Source organism: Glycomyces sp. NPDC048151 (genome assembly GCF_043202775.1).
In the GTDB taxonomy this organism is placed as follows: domain Bacteria; phylum Actinomycetota; class Actinomycetes; order Mycobacteriales; family Micromonosporaceae; genus Glycomyces.
The window spans coordinates 525,606-538,766 of the sequence record NZ_JBIDBB010000004.1 but is presented as its reverse complement, the minus strand read 5'-3'; the positions used below and the strand labels follow the sequence as shown (position 1 = coordinate 538,766).

General features: G+C 66.3%; 23 protein-coding genes. 20 read left to right on the top strand and 3 right to left on the bottom strand.

The features are described from left to right. Nucleotides 1–23 precede the first annotated feature (23 nt). From ACGGCP_RS12415 to ACGGCP_RS12405, 3 genes are all read right to left on the bottom strand, one after another. Nucleotides 24–1,217, bottom strand: coding sequence for a tyrosine-type recombinase/integrase (locus ACGGCP_RS12415; protein WP_392964878.1), 1,194 nt, complete (start codon nt 1,215–1,217; stop codon nt 24–26). A gap of 74 nt (nt 1,218–1,291) precedes the next feature. Continuing rightward, nucleotides 1,292–1,819, bottom strand: coding sequence for a hypothetical protein (locus tag ACGGCP_RS12410; RefSeq protein WP_392964875.1), 528 nt, complete (start codon nt 1,817–1,819; stop codon nt 1,292–1,294). Nucleotides 1,820–1,998: 179 nt separating this feature from the next. Continuing rightward, nucleotides 1,999–2,496 carry a hypothetical protein gene (locus tag ACGGCP_RS12405; protein WP_392964873.1) on the bottom strand — a complete coding sequence of 166 codons (498 nt, stop codon included), beginning with the start codon at nt 2,494–2,496 and terminating at the stop codon, nt 1,999–2,001. Between the two features lie 245 nt (nt 2,497–2,741). Between ACGGCP_RS12405 and ACGGCP_RS12400 the strand changes: the two genes are divergently transcribed. The 20 genes from ACGGCP_RS12400 (at nt 2,742) to ACGGCP_RS12305 (ending at nt 13,156) form a co-directional block, all read left to right on the top strand. Next, nucleotides 2,742–3,023 carry a hypothetical protein gene (locus ACGGCP_RS12400; protein ID WP_392964870.1) on the top strand — a complete coding sequence of 94 codons (282 nt, stop codon included), beginning with the start codon at nt 2,742–2,744 and terminating at the stop codon, nt 3,021–3,023. Then, nucleotides 3,020–3,265 carry a helix-turn-helix domain-containing protein gene (locus ACGGCP_RS12395; RefSeq protein WP_392964868.1) on the top strand — a complete coding sequence of 82 codons (246 nt, stop codon included), beginning with the start codon at nt 3,020–3,022 and terminating at the stop codon, nt 3,263–3,265. Before ACGGCP_RS12400 ends, ACGGCP_RS12395 begins: the two co-directional genes overlap by 4 nt. A 270-nt stretch (nt 3,266–3,535) precedes the next feature. Continuing rightward, nucleotides 3,536–4,018 carry a hypothetical protein gene (locus ACGGCP_RS12390; RefSeq protein WP_392964865.1) on the top strand — a complete coding sequence of 161 codons (483 nt, stop codon included), beginning with the start codon at nt 3,536–3,538 and terminating at the stop codon, nt 4,016–4,018. Beyond that, the gene (locus ACGGCP_RS12385; RefSeq protein WP_392964863.1) at nt 4,015–4,167 is read left to right on the top strand and encodes a hypothetical protein; all 153 of its coding nucleotides are present in this window, start codon (nt 4,015–4,017) and stop codon (nt 4,165–4,167) included. The genes ACGGCP_RS12390 and ACGGCP_RS12385 overlap by 4 nt, the downstream gene beginning before the upstream one ends. Further along, on the top strand, nt 4,164–4,667 hold the full coding sequence (locus tag ACGGCP_RS12380) for a hypothetical protein (protein WP_392964860.1): 504 nt from the start codon (nt 4,164–4,166) through the stop codon (nt 4,665–4,667). Before ACGGCP_RS12385 ends, ACGGCP_RS12380 begins: the two co-directional genes overlap by 4 nt. Continuing rightward, nucleotides 4,664–4,828 (top strand): hypothetical protein, encoded by a 165-nt coding sequence (locus tag ACGGCP_RS12375; RefSeq protein WP_392964857.1) that lies wholly within the window; start codon nt 4,664–4,666, stop codon nt 4,826–4,828. The genes ACGGCP_RS12380 and ACGGCP_RS12375 overlap by 4 nt, the downstream gene beginning before the upstream one ends. A 181-nt stretch (nt 4,829–5,009) precedes the next feature. Continuing rightward, nucleotides 5,010–5,366: a hypothetical protein gene (locus tag ACGGCP_RS12370; RefSeq protein WP_392964855.1), complete on the top strand. Its 357-nt coding sequence runs from the start codon at nt 5,010–5,012 to the stop codon at nt 5,364–5,366. Nucleotides 5,367–5,420: 54 nt separating this feature from the next. Then, nucleotides 5,421–6,056, top strand: coding sequence for an RNA ligase family protein (locus ACGGCP_RS12365; protein WP_392964852.1), 636 nt, complete (start codon nt 5,421–5,423; stop codon nt 6,054–6,056). A gap of 88 nt (nt 6,057–6,144) precedes the next feature. Then, nucleotides 6,145–6,432: a hypothetical protein gene (locus tag ACGGCP_RS12360; RefSeq protein ID WP_392964851.1), complete on the top strand. Its 288-nt coding sequence runs from the start codon at nt 6,145–6,147 to the stop codon at nt 6,430–6,432. Next, a complete protein-coding gene (locus ACGGCP_RS12355) occupies nt 6,429–6,821 on the top strand; it encodes a hypothetical protein (RefSeq protein ID WP_392964848.1) in 393 nt (130 codons plus the stop codon). Before ACGGCP_RS12360 ends, ACGGCP_RS12355 begins: the two co-directional genes overlap by 4 nt. Next, the gene (locus ACGGCP_RS12350; RefSeq protein ID WP_392964846.1) at nt 6,814–7,674 is read left to right on the top strand and encodes a PD-(D/E)XK nuclease-like domain-containing protein; all 861 of its coding nucleotides are present in this window, start codon (nt 6,814–6,816) and stop codon (nt 7,672–7,674) included. The genes ACGGCP_RS12355 and ACGGCP_RS12350 overlap by 8 nt, the downstream gene beginning before the upstream one ends. Continuing rightward, the gene (locus ACGGCP_RS12345) at nt 7,671–8,510 is read left to right on the top strand and encodes a hypothetical protein (RefSeq protein WP_392964843.1); all 840 of its coding nucleotides are present in this window, start codon (nt 7,671–7,673) and stop codon (nt 8,508–8,510) included. Before ACGGCP_RS12350 ends, ACGGCP_RS12345 begins: the two co-directional genes overlap by 4 nt. Then, nucleotides 8,503–8,919, top strand: coding sequence for a WhiB family transcriptional regulator (locus ACGGCP_RS12340; RefSeq protein ID WP_392964840.1), 417 nt, complete (start codon nt 8,503–8,505; stop codon nt 8,917–8,919). The genes ACGGCP_RS12345 and ACGGCP_RS12340 overlap by 8 nt, the downstream gene beginning before the upstream one ends. Next, on the top strand, nt 8,916–9,290 hold the full coding sequence (locus tag ACGGCP_RS12335; protein WP_392964838.1) for a hypothetical protein: 375 nt from the start codon (nt 8,916–8,918) through the stop codon (nt 9,288–9,290). The genes ACGGCP_RS12340 and ACGGCP_RS12335 overlap by 4 nt, the downstream gene beginning before the upstream one ends. Further along, nucleotides 9,287–9,517 carry a hypothetical protein gene (locus ACGGCP_RS12330; RefSeq protein WP_392964835.1) on the top strand — a complete coding sequence of 77 codons (231 nt, stop codon included), beginning with the start codon at nt 9,287–9,289 and terminating at the stop codon, nt 9,515–9,517. Before ACGGCP_RS12335 ends, ACGGCP_RS12330 begins: the two co-directional genes overlap by 4 nt. Next, a complete protein-coding gene (locus ACGGCP_RS12325) occupies nt 9,510–9,746 on the top strand; it encodes a hypothetical protein (RefSeq protein ID WP_392964833.1) in 237 nt (78 codons plus the stop codon). Before ACGGCP_RS12330 ends, ACGGCP_RS12325 begins: the two co-directional genes overlap by 8 nt. Continuing rightward, complete coding sequence (locus ACGGCP_RS12320; protein WP_392964830.1) at nt 9,739–10,128, top strand: hypothetical protein; 390 nt, start codon at nt 9,739–9,741, stop codon at nt 10,126–10,128. Before ACGGCP_RS12325 ends, ACGGCP_RS12320 begins: the two co-directional genes overlap by 8 nt. Further along, nucleotides 10,125–10,712: a hypothetical protein gene (locus ACGGCP_RS12315; RefSeq protein WP_392964828.1), complete on the top strand. Its 588-nt coding sequence runs from the start codon at nt 10,125–10,127 to the stop codon at nt 10,710–10,712. Before ACGGCP_RS12320 ends, ACGGCP_RS12315 begins: the two co-directional genes overlap by 4 nt. Beyond that, the gene (locus ACGGCP_RS12310; RefSeq protein ID WP_392964826.1) at nt 10,713–11,555 is read left to right on the top strand and encodes a hypothetical protein; all 843 of its coding nucleotides are present in this window, start codon (nt 10,713–10,715) and stop codon (nt 11,553–11,555) included. Next, entirely contained in the window at nt 11,546–13,156 is a 1,611-nt protein-coding gene (locus ACGGCP_RS12305; RefSeq protein ID WP_392964823.1) for an AAA family ATPase, read from the top strand. The genes ACGGCP_RS12310 and ACGGCP_RS12305 overlap by 10 nt, the downstream gene beginning before the upstream one ends. Nucleotides 13,157–13,161: the final 5 nt, after the last annotated feature.

The window sequence follows — 13,161 nt, the reverse complement described above, 5'->3', positions numbered from 1 at the left end:
TCCCCAGCCCCAGGTCACAGCGGCTAATCGGCCTTGACCTGGGGTTCTCTTGTTCCTTGCGTATCGTCGTCGGTCAATGTAGGCCGTTGTGCGCCGACCTGTTCCCCCACTATTCCCCCACCAATCCCCCCGAGATCGATACCCGAGATGAACCCCTCCACGGCCGCCGCCGTGTCATCTTCAACCTCTGGCAGCAGCCCGCCGTACACGTCGGAGGTGACCTGGATCGAGGAGTGCCCGAGCCTGCGCTGGATCACCGTCAACGGCCGTCCGATAGAGATAAGGTGCGCGGCGTGCGTGTGCCGCAGGTCGTGGATCCGCACCCCCTCGAACTTTGTCGTCTTCAACGCCTTCTGCCAGACCTCCCTGAAGTAGTCGTAGAAGATCGGCCCCCCGCGGATCGCAGTGAACACGTACGCTCCCTCGTCGATGTCGGCCCGCTCGGCGAGCATCGCCACCAGCGAAGGCGGGATGCCGATCGTCCGGCGAGACGCCTTCGTCTTGAGTGGCACGTCAACGTAGACGCCTTTCACGTAGGACAGTTGCGACTCGAACCGCACCCGCGCGCCGAGGACATCCACGCACCGCTGCTTCATCCCCAGGGCTTCGCTCACGCGGCACCCGGTCGCGGCGATAAACAGGCCCAAGGGGCGCCAATGGGCCGGGATCTTCGCGATTACCTCCCCCAGCTCGGTCTGCGTGAGGTACCGGTGCTGCGGCGGCTCCCACTTCGGCAGCTTGGAATGACCGCACGGGTTCGCCCGGATAACCCGCTCGGCGACCGCAGCCTCCATGCACATGTACAGGTAGGCGTGGGTGTTCTTGATCGTCTTGGCGCTGATGGGGTCGTAGTCGGCGTCGTCGGGTTCGGCGAGCTGGTCGATCCACCAGCGCACAACGGACGCATCGACCTCGCGGATGGAGAGGTGCCCGAGGCGTCCGACGATGTGGCGGGTGAATCTGGACCGTTCGGACTTCTTGGTTGCTTCCGAGCCGAGGGTCCGCTCGTGGGCGTTCCACCAGGGTTCGGCCCATTCCTTGAAGCTGATCTTGTCGGCTCCGGCCTTGATGGGCCCGTAGTCGGCCTGCTCGATCTCCAGTCGCTGCTTGCGCTGGCGGGCGATGGTCTTGGTGGGGATGCCGGATTCGACGGTGATCTTCTTGCCGTTGACCAGGTCTCGGATTCGGTACTTGCTCTTATGCTGTTCGATCCACACGGGGTCTCCGTTCAGGGGACCGGGGACAGGGAGGTGGCCCCGGGCTGGTCCCCACGAGCCCGGGGCCACTCGTTCTATGGCAGCGACCGCGGGCCGAGCCGCTGTGCTGGGGTCTCGTCAACCCCGAGGACGAGCTTGCGCAGGTGTGCGACTTCCTTGGTGACCTCGTCGAGGGCCTCGTCGGTCTGGTCGAGGTGCCGGTGCAGGCCTTTGATGGACCGTTCCATCGCTTCGAGCTTCTCGAGGATGACGTTCTGGTTCTGCTCGAGGGTTTCCCCGAGGACGAACATCTCCTGTTGGAACCGCTCGATGCGGTCGACGGTTTTCTGGTGTCGCTGGATTTCTCGCTGTTCGGCGGCCTTGTCGTTGTCGTCGAACTTACGGTCGGTGCGGTCGACTTTGCCTGCGATCCAGACGGCGATCGGCCAGATCCAGGCGATGAGGACGGTGATGAAGAGGAATCCGCGGTGTCCTGGTGGCATGTAGGGCTCGAGGACTTGCCAGAGGGCGGCGATGGTGGCGACGGCGGGTGGTGCTGCTCCGAGGAGGAACCGGCTGACTGGGTTGTATGGGCTGTCGGGTGGAGAGGTGGGTGCGGTCATAGGTGTGGTCCCCCGTGACGTTGTGTGTCCTGTTGTGGGGCGAGAGGGTGCCGGACTCCCTGTCCGTCTGAGAACGGTAAGTGTCAGGTTACCGACAGTACTGTGACCCACGCTTCACCCGAATGGACGATGGTGTCCACCATGTGAACAACCATGCAGGGGATCAGTGCAACCGCAACCTATGCCGCGCCGTGCCGCTTCAACGCCTTGTCGGCAGAAGCGAGTGCGTCGTCGCTCATCTGCTTCGCCACCTGCAGCCGAACCATCTGCGTCTCGAGTTCTCGTCGCTCCTCCGGCTTGATGCCGGGCCTGTTGATGGCAAGCCAGAGGAGATCAATCCGGCGATCAATCCCGGACAACGGAGCAGGTTCCGGAGCAGGCGGAGGTTCAGCGAACTCGCCAACCACGGACCAGCCAAGCTTCTCGAAGATCGGCCGCCACGACTTTCGGACGCCCTTGTAGAAGCGAACGACGCGTTCCTTCGGCGGGACCTGCTTGATGCCCTGGGAGCCCTTGCCCATCCAGGCGTAGAGCTGGTTCCTCGAGAGGCCACCGGCCTTGGCGATGGCGGTCCTTGACATGGGGTATTCGGGGTCGTCTTCGAGCTCCCGGACCGTGGCCCTGATGGCGCCTTGGAAGTCCTGGAGCTGTCCCGAATTGTCATGTCCGGATGACATACGAACAGCATACCCGTCATGTGCATGACGGCGCCGATAAGTGGACGGACTGTCATGTGGTCGGCTGAGAACGATGCCCGTTCGGGCCTTGCGTTTCGCTCTCGCGGTTGCTACTACGCGGGTCATCAGGCAATCGTATGTCATGTGCACATGACAACGATCATCCAAACGACTGTCATGTGCTGACCGAAAGTATGACCTCCAGACACATGACAAACATGACACCGCTCTGCTAAGTTCGTCATGTGAGCATGACACTCAGTCGTCCGGACTGCGTAATCCGGATCAAGGACAGAGACCACTACCTGGTCAAAGACATCGAAGCCATGTTCGGCGTCGAGTGGCGGACTGTCATGCGCTGGCTGGAAGACGGCAAGCTCACCCGCGTCGAGTACCCCAACGGCATCTGCGTGCCGGCCGACGAAGTAGAGCGCTTCTACCTCGCCCGCACCCCGGACGGAGATCGCCCGCAAGGAGCTCCCCGGCCTGGCCCCAAACCCTCAGATGGACCTGGGAGGCAGCAATGAACCGTGAATCCGTGACCGTCTACCCCGACGGCCTGCTGGACATCCCCGCTGCCGCCGAGTGGCTGAACGTCCCCGAGGGGTGGCTTCGCAAGAAGGTCAGCGCCGGAGATGTCCAGTGCACCCGCCTGGGAAAGCACGTGCGCTTCGACGCAGACGACCTCGCCGCGATCGTTGCCGACGGCAAACAGCCGGTGTGGCACTACGAACAGCCGGCGCGTTCCAGGCTCCGCGCACCGGCCTGACGCAGACTCCCGGCCACGCCCTTGAGGGGTGGGGTGTGGCAGGGACGGGGCTTGAGCCGCTTACGGCTCGCCCCATTGGGGTCCTCGGTTCGAGGGGTACCGGGGACCCCGTTTAAGCCCCGCGTTCGGGGACGCGGCAACTGAATCAACAGGACAGCGCCCGCCCGGTCGCATGGGGAACGAGAACCGGGCGGGGCACAACGACAAGGACCGCCAGCCGATGCAACGGCTGACGGTCGGAGGCGGACAACCAGATCTAAGGAGAAGTGGATGTCCAAGCAGAACGATAACCAGACCGCCGAGGCGCGGCAAGGGTGGCGCGAGGACGGTCACGTCGACGTCGACGCCATCCGCGAGATCGTCGAGTCCGGCGAGGTCACCAAGCATCGCGCCGAGGACCAGTTGCTGGCCTTGTGCGACGAGGTCGAGCGTGTGCGCGAGATGCACGCGAAGCTCCGCGCGTTCCACGACAAGAACGTCGGCGCCCTCATCGACCAGCTCGACGCCAGCACCGACCTGCTGAGTGAGGTCGCGAAGGCCCTGACCCTGCCGCTCCCCGCGCGGACCCCCGAGGCCGAGAACGACTACCTGTGGGCGCTGCGGGACCGCGCCCTGGTCGTGCGCGAGTCCGTCGCGGCTGCGCTCGACGAGAACGACGCCGCCGACTTCACGATGGCGGCTCGGCACGTCAAGTCCCAGTCCGCGTGGCAGGACCGGGGCTACCAGGCCCGCGAGGACGGTGAGTCCCGATGACCATCCTCATGCAGGACCAGTCCCCTGCCGTCAAGGTGTGCAAGCGCCGCGGGTGCAGCGCCGCCGCCATGCCTGGCTCGGCGTACTGCACGGAGGTCCACGAGCGGTGGGACAACCCCCGCGTGGCCGCTCAGGGGGTGCAGCGATGAGCACCGACCTCGAACTCGTCGTACGCCGCGAGCGTGCGATCTTCACCCCCTCGTACCACGTGACCGTGGCGAGCACCGACCCGATGATCGTGGTCGAAGCGTTCGACGTTCGCACCAACGACGGCATGTCCGCCGCCGCCGAGGCCGCCATGGTTCAGTTGCGCTCCAAGGGCTACCGGCTCACCGAGGCCATCACCCAGCACGACTCGGCACTCGGCGGCCAGTACGCGACCGCGCACCTCGCACGGGACGAGCGGGAGGCCGCGACGGTCGTGCTCGCTGGCGACCTCGTCCAGGATGCCCGCCAGATCGTAAAGGCGCTCGCGGCAATCGACTCCGTTGAAGGTGCCCGTGAGGTTGCCCGGCTGGCTTCCTCGGTGATCGCGAACGCGCAGGCGCTGAAGGCGAAGGCGGACGCGGTCCTGTGTTCGGACGCCCAGGTCGAGGCCGCTGCTGTCTACGACGATGTCGTGTCGAGCGTGGACGGGGGTGTGTCATGACCCCGCTGATGGTGGTGTTTCTGTTCTGGCTGGCCGTGGTGGTCGTGGTCGCTGGCACGGTGGCTGTGATGGCTGCTGTCGGCGCGTGGTCGTCCCCGGAGCCTGAGGTGGAGTCGCTGCGGTTCGTGCCGGGGCACCGCGCCGGGCGGTGGTCCCGGTGACCTTGCATCTGTGGATCGTGCTGGTTCTCTCTGCCGTCCTCCTGGTGACGTTGTTGGTGGTCGAGGAAACGCGGGTCGCTGAGGCGCACCGTGAGGCCGACTCGTGGCGGGCTCGAACCTGCCACCACGGGGGCACGAGCTTCGCTCCGTATGACGGCGACCAGTCCGAGAGGGGCCGGTCATGACCGCGATCGCGTGCGCTCTCCTGCTGGCCGTCGCGGGCTGCTCGCGCTTGTGGCGTTGGTGGACCGCGCGCCTGGAGGCCCGTGAGCGGCAGCGGGCCGAGATGGACGCCCGTCTCCGGGACATGTTCCAGGCCAGGGCGTCGGAGTTCCGGCGTGAGGTCCATGGGAAGACGGTCGCGGAGATCCTCGCTGAGGACCCGGAATCGGCTGCCCAGTTGGCTCGCGAGCTTGACGCCGACACGGACGCGTGGACCGAAGCGCGGTTCCGTGTCATCGCCTACCACCTGCGCCGTGACTTCCGCTTCCGGCTTCGCCTGCGGGCTGCTGCCCGCACCACCCGTTCCAAGACCTGATTCGCCTGCCGGGCCGCTGCTGCTCGCGGCCCGGCACCACCCGAAAGGAACACCATGCACGAGTACCCGAAGATCTACGGCCCCTACAAGCGCCACACCGAAGGCCCCGACCGGAACAAGCTGATCGAGGGCGTGTGGACTCACCCCGCCCTCGAAGCGCTCCAGCACACCACGTGGCTGTTCACCGAGAAGGTCGACGGTACGAACATCCGCGTCCACTGGGACGGCCACAAGGTCAACTACGGGGGCCGCACCGACCGGGCCCAGATCCCCGCGAAGCTCATCGCCGTCCTCGATGGGCTGTTCCCCGAGGAGCTGTTCGAGCAGACCTTCGGAGAGAACACCGCGACCTTGTTCGGTGAGGGCTACGGCGCGGGCATCCAGTCCGGCGGCACGTACCGGCCCGACATGGGGTTCGTGCTGTTCGACGTGTCGGTGGGCGGCTGGTGGCTGCTGCGGGATGCGGTCGAGGACGTCGCCGAGAAGCTCGGCGTCGACGTCGTCCCGGTTGTCTTGGAGGGGACACTCCACGACGCGATCGCGCGCGTCTCCGGTGGCCTGGACTCGTCGTGGGGGCCGTTCACCGCCGAAGGCCTGGTGGGTGTGCCGAAGTGCGGCCTGCTGGACCGGGCGGGGAAGCGGATCTCGGTGAAGGTCAAGGCGAAGGACTTCAAGCGGGAGGGGCACTGATGCCCGCGCCTCGCCGTCGCCGTCCTGGCCGTCGTGGTGGACGTAAACACCGACCCAAACCCACACCCGTTCGCACAGAGGAGGAGCAATGAGCACCGAGCCCCGATACGTCAACAACTCGACCATCGCTCGCCGCTTCAACGTGCACCACGTGACCGTCATCGGTTGGCGCAAGAAGTACCCGCCGGAGCACCAGCAGGTCCCAACTCCAGCCCCTGCGGCGTTCGTCGTTGAGAAGTTCGGCGCTGAGATCCCCCTGTGGGATGAGGCCCAGCTTCTCGATTGGGACGACTGGTACGCCGCATTTCGGGCCTACTCCCAGATCAACAGGGTTGCCCGGATGCGGTCGCTGCGGGCAGATCGTGGTGCCTCATGACCGACGTGATCCCCATGCAGACGAAGCTGTACCGCGCCCGCCGCGACCTCGAACACGAACGCGCCGCCCGGCAGCAAGCCGAAGACCGGGTCGCCGAACAGATCATCCTCACCGAACGCGCCGAGACCCTCGCCGACAACGAGAAGAACCGCGCCGACGGCCACGAAGCCCACCTCCACAAAGTCCTCGTCTGCCACGTCATCGAAACGAACATCGGAGTCCTGCGGGGCGTCTCCGACGGCACCGACGACCACGAGGTCCCGGAGAACGTCCTCGACGACATCGCCGCCGACCTCATCGACGACCTCAACCACGGCCTGGACGTCGACCGCCTCCCCGAGATCGCCCGCACGCGCCTCACCGACTGGGGGGAGGAGGCCCGTGGCTGAGCGCGTCACCGTCACCGAGGCTTGCGTCTACGAAGACATGGACGAGGCCATCTACCACGCCGACCCCGTCCCCGGCGGGTCCCTGTCCTCCACCGGGGCACGCGCGCTCCTCCCGCCCGGGACACCCGCGAAGTACCACTATGAGCGCGGCCGCACCGTCCACAAGAAAGCGTTCGACTACGGGTCCGCAGCGCACAAGCTCATCCTCGGTACCGGCCCCGAGATCGCCGTCATCGAAGCCGACAACTGGACCACGAAGGACGCGAAGAACCAGCGGGACGCCGCCTACTCGGACGGCGCCGTGCCGCTCCTGGCCCACGAATACGAGAACGTCCTCGCGATGGCGACCATGATCCGCCGCCACCCGATCGCAGGGCCCCTGTTCAACCGTCCCGGGCAGGCCGAACTTTCCATGTTCTGGGTCGACCCCGACACCGGCGTGTGGTGCAGGGGCCGCCTCGACTGGCTCCCCGACCGCAACGAGGGGCAGCGGCTCATCGCCGCCGAATACAAGACCTGCCGGTCCGCCGCGCTCCCCGACATCGCGAAAGCCGTCCACGACTTCGGCTACCACCAGCAGGCCGCCCACTACCTCACCGGCATGCGCGCCACCGGCCTCGACGAGAACCCGGCGTTCGTCCACATCTTCCAAGAGAAGACCCCGCCGTTCCTCGTCAACGTCGTCGAGATCGACGCCTACAACCTCAACATCGGCGCCGCCAAGAACAAGCGCGCCCTCCAGATCTACCGCGAGTGCACCGACACCGGCACCTGGCCCGGCTACGGCGACCTCGTCACCTCCATCTCCATGCCCGCCTGGGCAGAAAACCGCGAAGCCGAGGAGTACCTGTGAACACGAACCTGCCCGCCCAGGCCGCCACCAACACCATCAACCTGCCCTCATCCGCCTCCGAAGCCGGGAACATCGAACGCGCCCGCGCCATCGCCGAAGTCCAAGCCATGGTCGTCGTCGCCCAGCAGTGCCCCCGCAACGTCGCCTCCGCGCTCGCCCGCATGGAAGAGTCCTGCTCCCAGATGGCCCTCGCCGAACGGGCCTTCTACTCGTTCTCGCGCGGCGGCGGCGCCGTCTCCGGCCCGACCGTGCACCTCATGAGGGAGCTCGCCCGCGTCTTCGGGAACGTCACCTACGGGATCTCCGAGCTCCGCCGCGACGACATCCGCCGCGAATCCGAAGTGCAGGCGTGGGCGTGGGACCTCGAGACGAACACGCGCGCCGTCCAGAACTTCATCGTCCCCCACAAGAGGGACAAGCGCGGCGGCGCAACCGACCTCACCGACCTGCGCGACATCTACGAAGCGACCGCGAACAACGGCGCCCGCCGCGTCCGTGAAGCGATCAAATCCGTCCTACCCACCTGGTTCGTCGAACGCGCCGAAGAAGCCTGCCGGCGCACCCTCGCAGGCGGCGCGGGCGAGAAGCCCCTCGCGGAACGGATCGCGGGCGCCATCAAGACGTTCGAGAACGACCTGAACGTCTCCGAGGATCAGCTGGAGCAGCGGGTCGGCCGCCCCTCGGCGAAGTGGACGGTGCAGGACGTGACCCAGTTGATCGTCACGTACAAGGCGATCCAGCGCAACGAGCTCGACGCAGAGGAGGCGTTCCCGCCACCCGCTGTCACCGCCGCCGAACTCACCGCCGCACCCGCGAAGGAGCCCTCCGATGGCTGACCGCTGGGACGAACGGGCCGCCTGCCAGGGCATGAACACCGAGATCTGGTTCGGATCGGCCGAAACCACCATGCCTCTCGCCAAACTCATCTGCCGCAGATGCCCCGTCCAGTACGAGTGCCTGCGAGCCGCGCTCCAGGTCCCCGGCACGAAGGGCGTGTGGGGCGGCCTGTCGGAAACCCAGCGGTCCCGGCTGACTGCGAAGACCACTCCCACTGGGAGGGTCACGCGCACGGTCGCACCGGGCGGCATGGCCGCTGTCAACGCTGCGAAAACCCACTGCAAGTACGAGCACGAATTCACCGAGGAAAACACCATCGTCTACGCGGGCAAACGATCCTGTCGTCAGTGCTACCAGGACCGACTGCTTGCGAAGCGGAAGACCAACCGGAAGCGAGTGTCGGCATGAGCATCGACGGACGAGGAAGCAGCCCTTCACGGGCGGCCCAGGACACCATCTCTGCGCTCAAGTCGGAGCGCGACCGGTTGAAGTACGAGCGCGATGAGGCCAGAAGGGACCGCGACGCATTCGCCGAGGAAGCTGCGGAGCGCACCGAGGAGCGCGACCGGGCGCGCCGGATCGCCGTCGAACTCGAACAACAGCTGGCTCGCGTAAATCAGCAGGTCAACCGGATGGTGGGTATCTACGAAGTGGGATACGCCGACGACCCTACCGAGGGCAAGGCGTTCGCCTACCGAGCCGCGCAGACCTTTGAGCACGTGGTCGACCTTGCCACAGACACGCTCTTCAACGAGCTGACAGAAGGCGGTGCGGCGTGAGCGACACGAAGCCGTTGAACAACCTCCGCGCCGCCGCCGAGAAAGAACGCGACGCCATGGCCGCCCAGATCGAACGCATCGGCGCTGGCCTCTGGCAGATCCTTGCCACCACCATCACCGCCGCCCAGACCAACCCCGGCGAACTCACGCTGATCTCCCGCGCGCAGACCGCGGCCTCCATGTACGAGACGTGGGTTGCCGTCGTGGACGGAGACGACCGTGGCTGACCTCGCTCCGGCACCGCAACCCGTATCCGCGTCTACCAGCGACGACGACAACCTGACCCACACCGTCTGCGTCTGCGACACCAACCTCGGCCTCTGCGGCGCCGACTGCACCGAATCGAACTGGGTCGAAGAAGACGACAACGAATGCCTCGTCTGCGACTACCTCGACGACTACTACACCAGCATCGGCACCTGCTGCCGCATCGGAGCGGAGCACGACTGTGGCTGACTCTTGGACGCTCACCATCCCCGCACCCACCCAATGGGTGTCCGCGAACGACCGGTCCCACTGGCAGTCGAAAGCGCGCCTCGTGAAGATCTGGCGCGAAGCCGGAGCCCTCCACGCACGCGCCGCGAAACTCCCGCACATCGACACCCCGGTCCACATCACCGGCTGGGTCTGCCGCACCGACACCCGCCGCGCCGACGCCCACAACCGCATCCTCACCGTCAAAGCCGTCATCGATGGCCTCGTCGACGCCGGAATCCTCGACGACGACAACGACAAGCACGTCACCGCCGTCACCATGCGCGCTGGCGAACCCGTCGACCGCAAGCAGCACCCGCTCGGCGTGCTCGTCATCGAGATCTCCGAAGAGGAGGCCTCGTGAACATCAAACCGATCCCCACCGTCTACCGCGGCATCAAGTTCGCCTCAACCCTGGAGGCCGATTGGGCCGCCATGTTCGACCACCTCGGCTGGACGTGGGAGTACGAGCCCGTGGGCGTCCAGCTCGACGACGGCCAGTGGTACCGGCCCGACTTCTACCTGCCGGTACAACGTGTCTGGGCCGAGGTGAAAGGTCCGCACAACGAACGCATCGACAAAGCATCGACGCTGCAGGCGGGCCTGTCCACCGACTCCTTCGACTGGGACACCGACCTCGTCGTCATCCTCCGGCCCCCTCGAGTCGGCCGCAACGGCATCGGTGAACGCGCCTGGTGGGAGAACGCCGTCAACGGCCAGGACCTCGTCATGGTCCTGTGCCCCGAATGCGGCCACCACGGATTCATGGACCTCGCCGGTACGTGGTCGTGCAGGAGCCACATGCGGATCCGCAAGGAGCCCAACAAGTTCTGGACCGAGCCCGAGGGCGACCTGTTCCGTCCCGGTGAGCTGCCGTTCACTCGCGCGCCGCGGGGGCGCCGCGAGACGCAGCGACTCAACGAGTTCTTCAACGAGGGGGCCGCGTAGATGGCGAGGATCAGGACGCTGAAGCCCGGGTTTTTCAAGTCCCGGTCGCTGGCGAAGCTGCCGCGTGACGCTCGTCTGACGTTCGCGGGCATGTGGTGTGAGGCTGACGATCACGGTCGCGGGATCGCTGATGCGCGACTTCTCAAGGGCGCGATCTGGCCGCTTGACGACGACGTCACTTTCTTGCACGTTTCTGCACACGTCGACATGCTGGCTGCGACGGGCCACATCAGGCTGTATCAGATCGATGATGAGGCCTACTACGAGGTCGTGAAGTGGGAGCAGCACCAGGCCGCGGCTTACCGCAGGGGCGAAGCCAAGTACCCGCCTGTTTCCGCAGGTCAAGAGATCGAAACGCTTGGTTCACGCGGAAGTGTGCAAGAAAGTGCAACAGGCACACAAAGCAGTGCTGGAACAGGGAACAGGGAACAGGGAACAGGGAAACACATATCTCGATCGACTTCGTCGACCGAGGCGTTCGAGGACTTCCAACTCGACGAGCCATTGATTGATCCCACGTATGTGATCGGCTCCGACGACGACCCGAAGTTCTGCGAGTTCTGGGCCGCGGTCCCCAAGAAGGACGGCAAAGACGACGCTCGCGCCGCCTGGGCCAAGCATGTCCAAGGGAAAGGCACGTACAAGGGCCAGCCGATCAAGCAGACCGACCCTGACGTGATCATCGCCGGGATGCTCGCCTACGCCGAGCGTGTCCGCCGCGACGGCACCGAACGCAAGCACATCAAGATGGCCGAAGGCTGGATCAACGGCCGCCGGTGGGAAGACGAGCAGCATCCCGAGCCGCGTCCGATGCAAGGCGCCGGGAGCTCGATATGGGACTGACCGATGTGCTCCGCGAGATCGTCCTCCCCAAGCTCGACCGCGTCCAGAAAACCGCCGACGGGTTCACCGCCCGCTGCCCCGCCCACGAGGACAACTCGCCGTCCCTGTCCCTCACATACGGGACCACGCACCCGGTGATCTTCAACTGCCACGCCGGATGCGCCCCCGAGGACATCCTCAAAGCCCTCGGGCTCGAATGGGCGGACCTGTCCGCGCCGAAGGAAGAACGCGCCCAACGGTTCGGCAAGACCGAGATCATCTCCACCTACGACTACCTCGACGAACACGGCGAGCTCCTGTTCCAGGTGTGCCGCCTCCAACCGAAGTCGTTCCGGCAGCGGAAACCCGACGGCCGCGGCGGTTGGGACTGGCGGCTCGGCGATACCCCCCGCGTTCTCTACCGGCTCCCCGAAGTCGTGAAGGCGGTCGCCGCCGGAGAGCTCGTGTGGATCGTCGAAGGCGAGAAGGATGTCCATGCCGTCGAGCACGCCGGCATGGTCGCCACCTGTAACCCCGGCGGGGCCGGGAAGTGGCTCTTGGAGTACTCCGAGGTGTTCCGGGACGCCGCTGTCGCGATCTGCGCTGACGCCGACAAGCCCGGCCGCGCCCACGCCCGCATGGTCGCTGAGGCACTCGCGAAGGTCGACTGTGAAGTCACCGTCTACGAGGCCCCGAACCACAAGGACATCGCCGACCACCTCGGCGCCGGTCACGGCCTCGAGGACCTCGTCGAGACTCGCGTCTCCGGCGACGAGACCGCACCTGTGCTCGCACCCGACCTGTGGGCGTTCCTGGCCGCGGGTGACGACGCCTACGACTGGCTCGTCCCGGACTTGTTCGAGCGCGGTGACCGGCTCATGGTCACCGGCGCCGAAGGCCTGGGCAAGTCCGTGTGGTGCCGACAGCTCCTCGTCATGCTGGCCGCGGGCATTCACCCGTTCCGTCACGAGGAGACCGTGAAGCCGCTGCGCGGGCTCGTGGTCGACTGCGAGAACTCGCCGCGGCAGAACCGCCGCCACTATGGGGCGCTCGCAGGCCTGTCGGTGACGAAGGGACGCCGCGTCCCAGAAGGCGGGCTGCGGCTCATTCACCGCCCCGAAGGCATCGACCTCGTCCGCGGCGACGACGCCGAATGGCTCCTCGAACGTATCCACGCGCACAAGCCGGATGTCGTCTACATCGGCCCGTTCTACCGGCTCCACAACTCCGACATCAACGACGAGGTCGCCGCCCGCAAGACCGTCGCAGTCCTCGACGCTATCCGGACCGTCGGTAGCGGCTGTGTGCTCCTGATGGAGGCGCACGCCGGGCACACCAAGGACGGCGCTGGCCGGATGCTCCGCCCCGCTGGTTCGTCGCTGTTGCTGCGGTGGCCGGAGTTCGGGTTCGGGCTCAGGCGCGCGAAGGAGTGCGACCCGTCCGACCCGCGGCCGTCCCTGGTCGACCTCGAGGCGTGGCGCGGGGCCCGTGATGAGCGGGATTGGCCGGTCGGGTTCCGGCATGGCCGATCCGGTGACTGGCCGTGGATGCCGGAGTGGCCCATCAAGCCCAACCCTGGGGTGCTGTCCGCTGACGCTCTCTCGAATCGAGCCGCAACATGACCGAC

Coding starts and splice junctions, on each gene's coding strand:
- ACGGCP_RS12410 (WP_392964875.1), bottom strand. CDS start 1,819: ATGACCGCACCCACCTCTCCACCCGACAGCCCATACAACCCAGTCAGC.
- ACGGCP_RS12405 (WP_392964873.1), bottom strand. CDS start 2,496: ATGTCATCCGGACATGACAATTCGGGACAGCTCCAGGACTTCCAAGGC.
- ACGGCP_RS12395 (WP_392964868.1), top strand. CDS start 3,020: ATGAACCGTGAATCCGTGACCGTCTACCCCGACGGCCTGCTGGACATC.
- ACGGCP_RS12390 (WP_392964865.1), top strand. CDS start 3,536: ATGTCCAAGCAGAACGATAACCAGACCGCCGAGGCGCGGCAAGGGTGG.
- ACGGCP_RS12385 (WP_392964863.1), top strand. CDS start 4,015: ATGACCATCCTCATGCAGGACCAGTCCCCTGCCGTCAAGGTGTGCAAG.
- ACGGCP_RS12380 (WP_392964860.1), top strand. CDS start 4,164: ATGAGCACCGACCTCGAACTCGTCGTACGCCGCGAGCGTGCGATCTTC.
- ACGGCP_RS12375 (WP_392964857.1), top strand. CDS start 4,664: ATGACCCCGCTGATGGTGGTGTTTCTGTTCTGGCTGGCCGTGGTGGTC.
- ACGGCP_RS12370 (WP_392964855.1), top strand. CDS start 5,010: ATGACCGCGATCGCGTGCGCTCTCCTGCTGGCCGTCGCGGGCTGCTCG.
- ACGGCP_RS12365 (WP_392964852.1), top strand. CDS start 5,421: ATGCACGAGTACCCGAAGATCTACGGCCCCTACAAGCGCCACACCGAA.
- ACGGCP_RS12360 (WP_392964851.1), top strand. CDS start 6,145: ATGAGCACCGAGCCCCGATACGTCAACAACTCGACCATCGCTCGCCGC.
- ACGGCP_RS12355 (WP_392964848.1), top strand. CDS start 6,429: ATGACCGACGTGATCCCCATGCAGACGAAGCTGTACCGCGCCCGCCGC.
- ACGGCP_RS12340 (WP_392964840.1), top strand. CDS start 8,503: ATGGCTGACCGCTGGGACGAACGGGCCGCCTGCCAGGGCATGAACACC.
- ACGGCP_RS12335 (WP_392964838.1), top strand. CDS start 8,916: ATGAGCATCGACGGACGAGGAAGCAGCCCTTCACGGGCGGCCCAGGAC.
- ACGGCP_RS12310 (WP_392964826.1), top strand. CDS start 10,713: ATGGCGAGGATCAGGACGCTGAAGCCCGGGTTTTTCAAGTCCCGGTCG.
- ACGGCP_RS12305 (WP_392964823.1), top strand. CDS start 11,546: ATGGGACTGACCGATGTGCTCCGCGAGATCGTCCTCCCCAAGCTCGAC.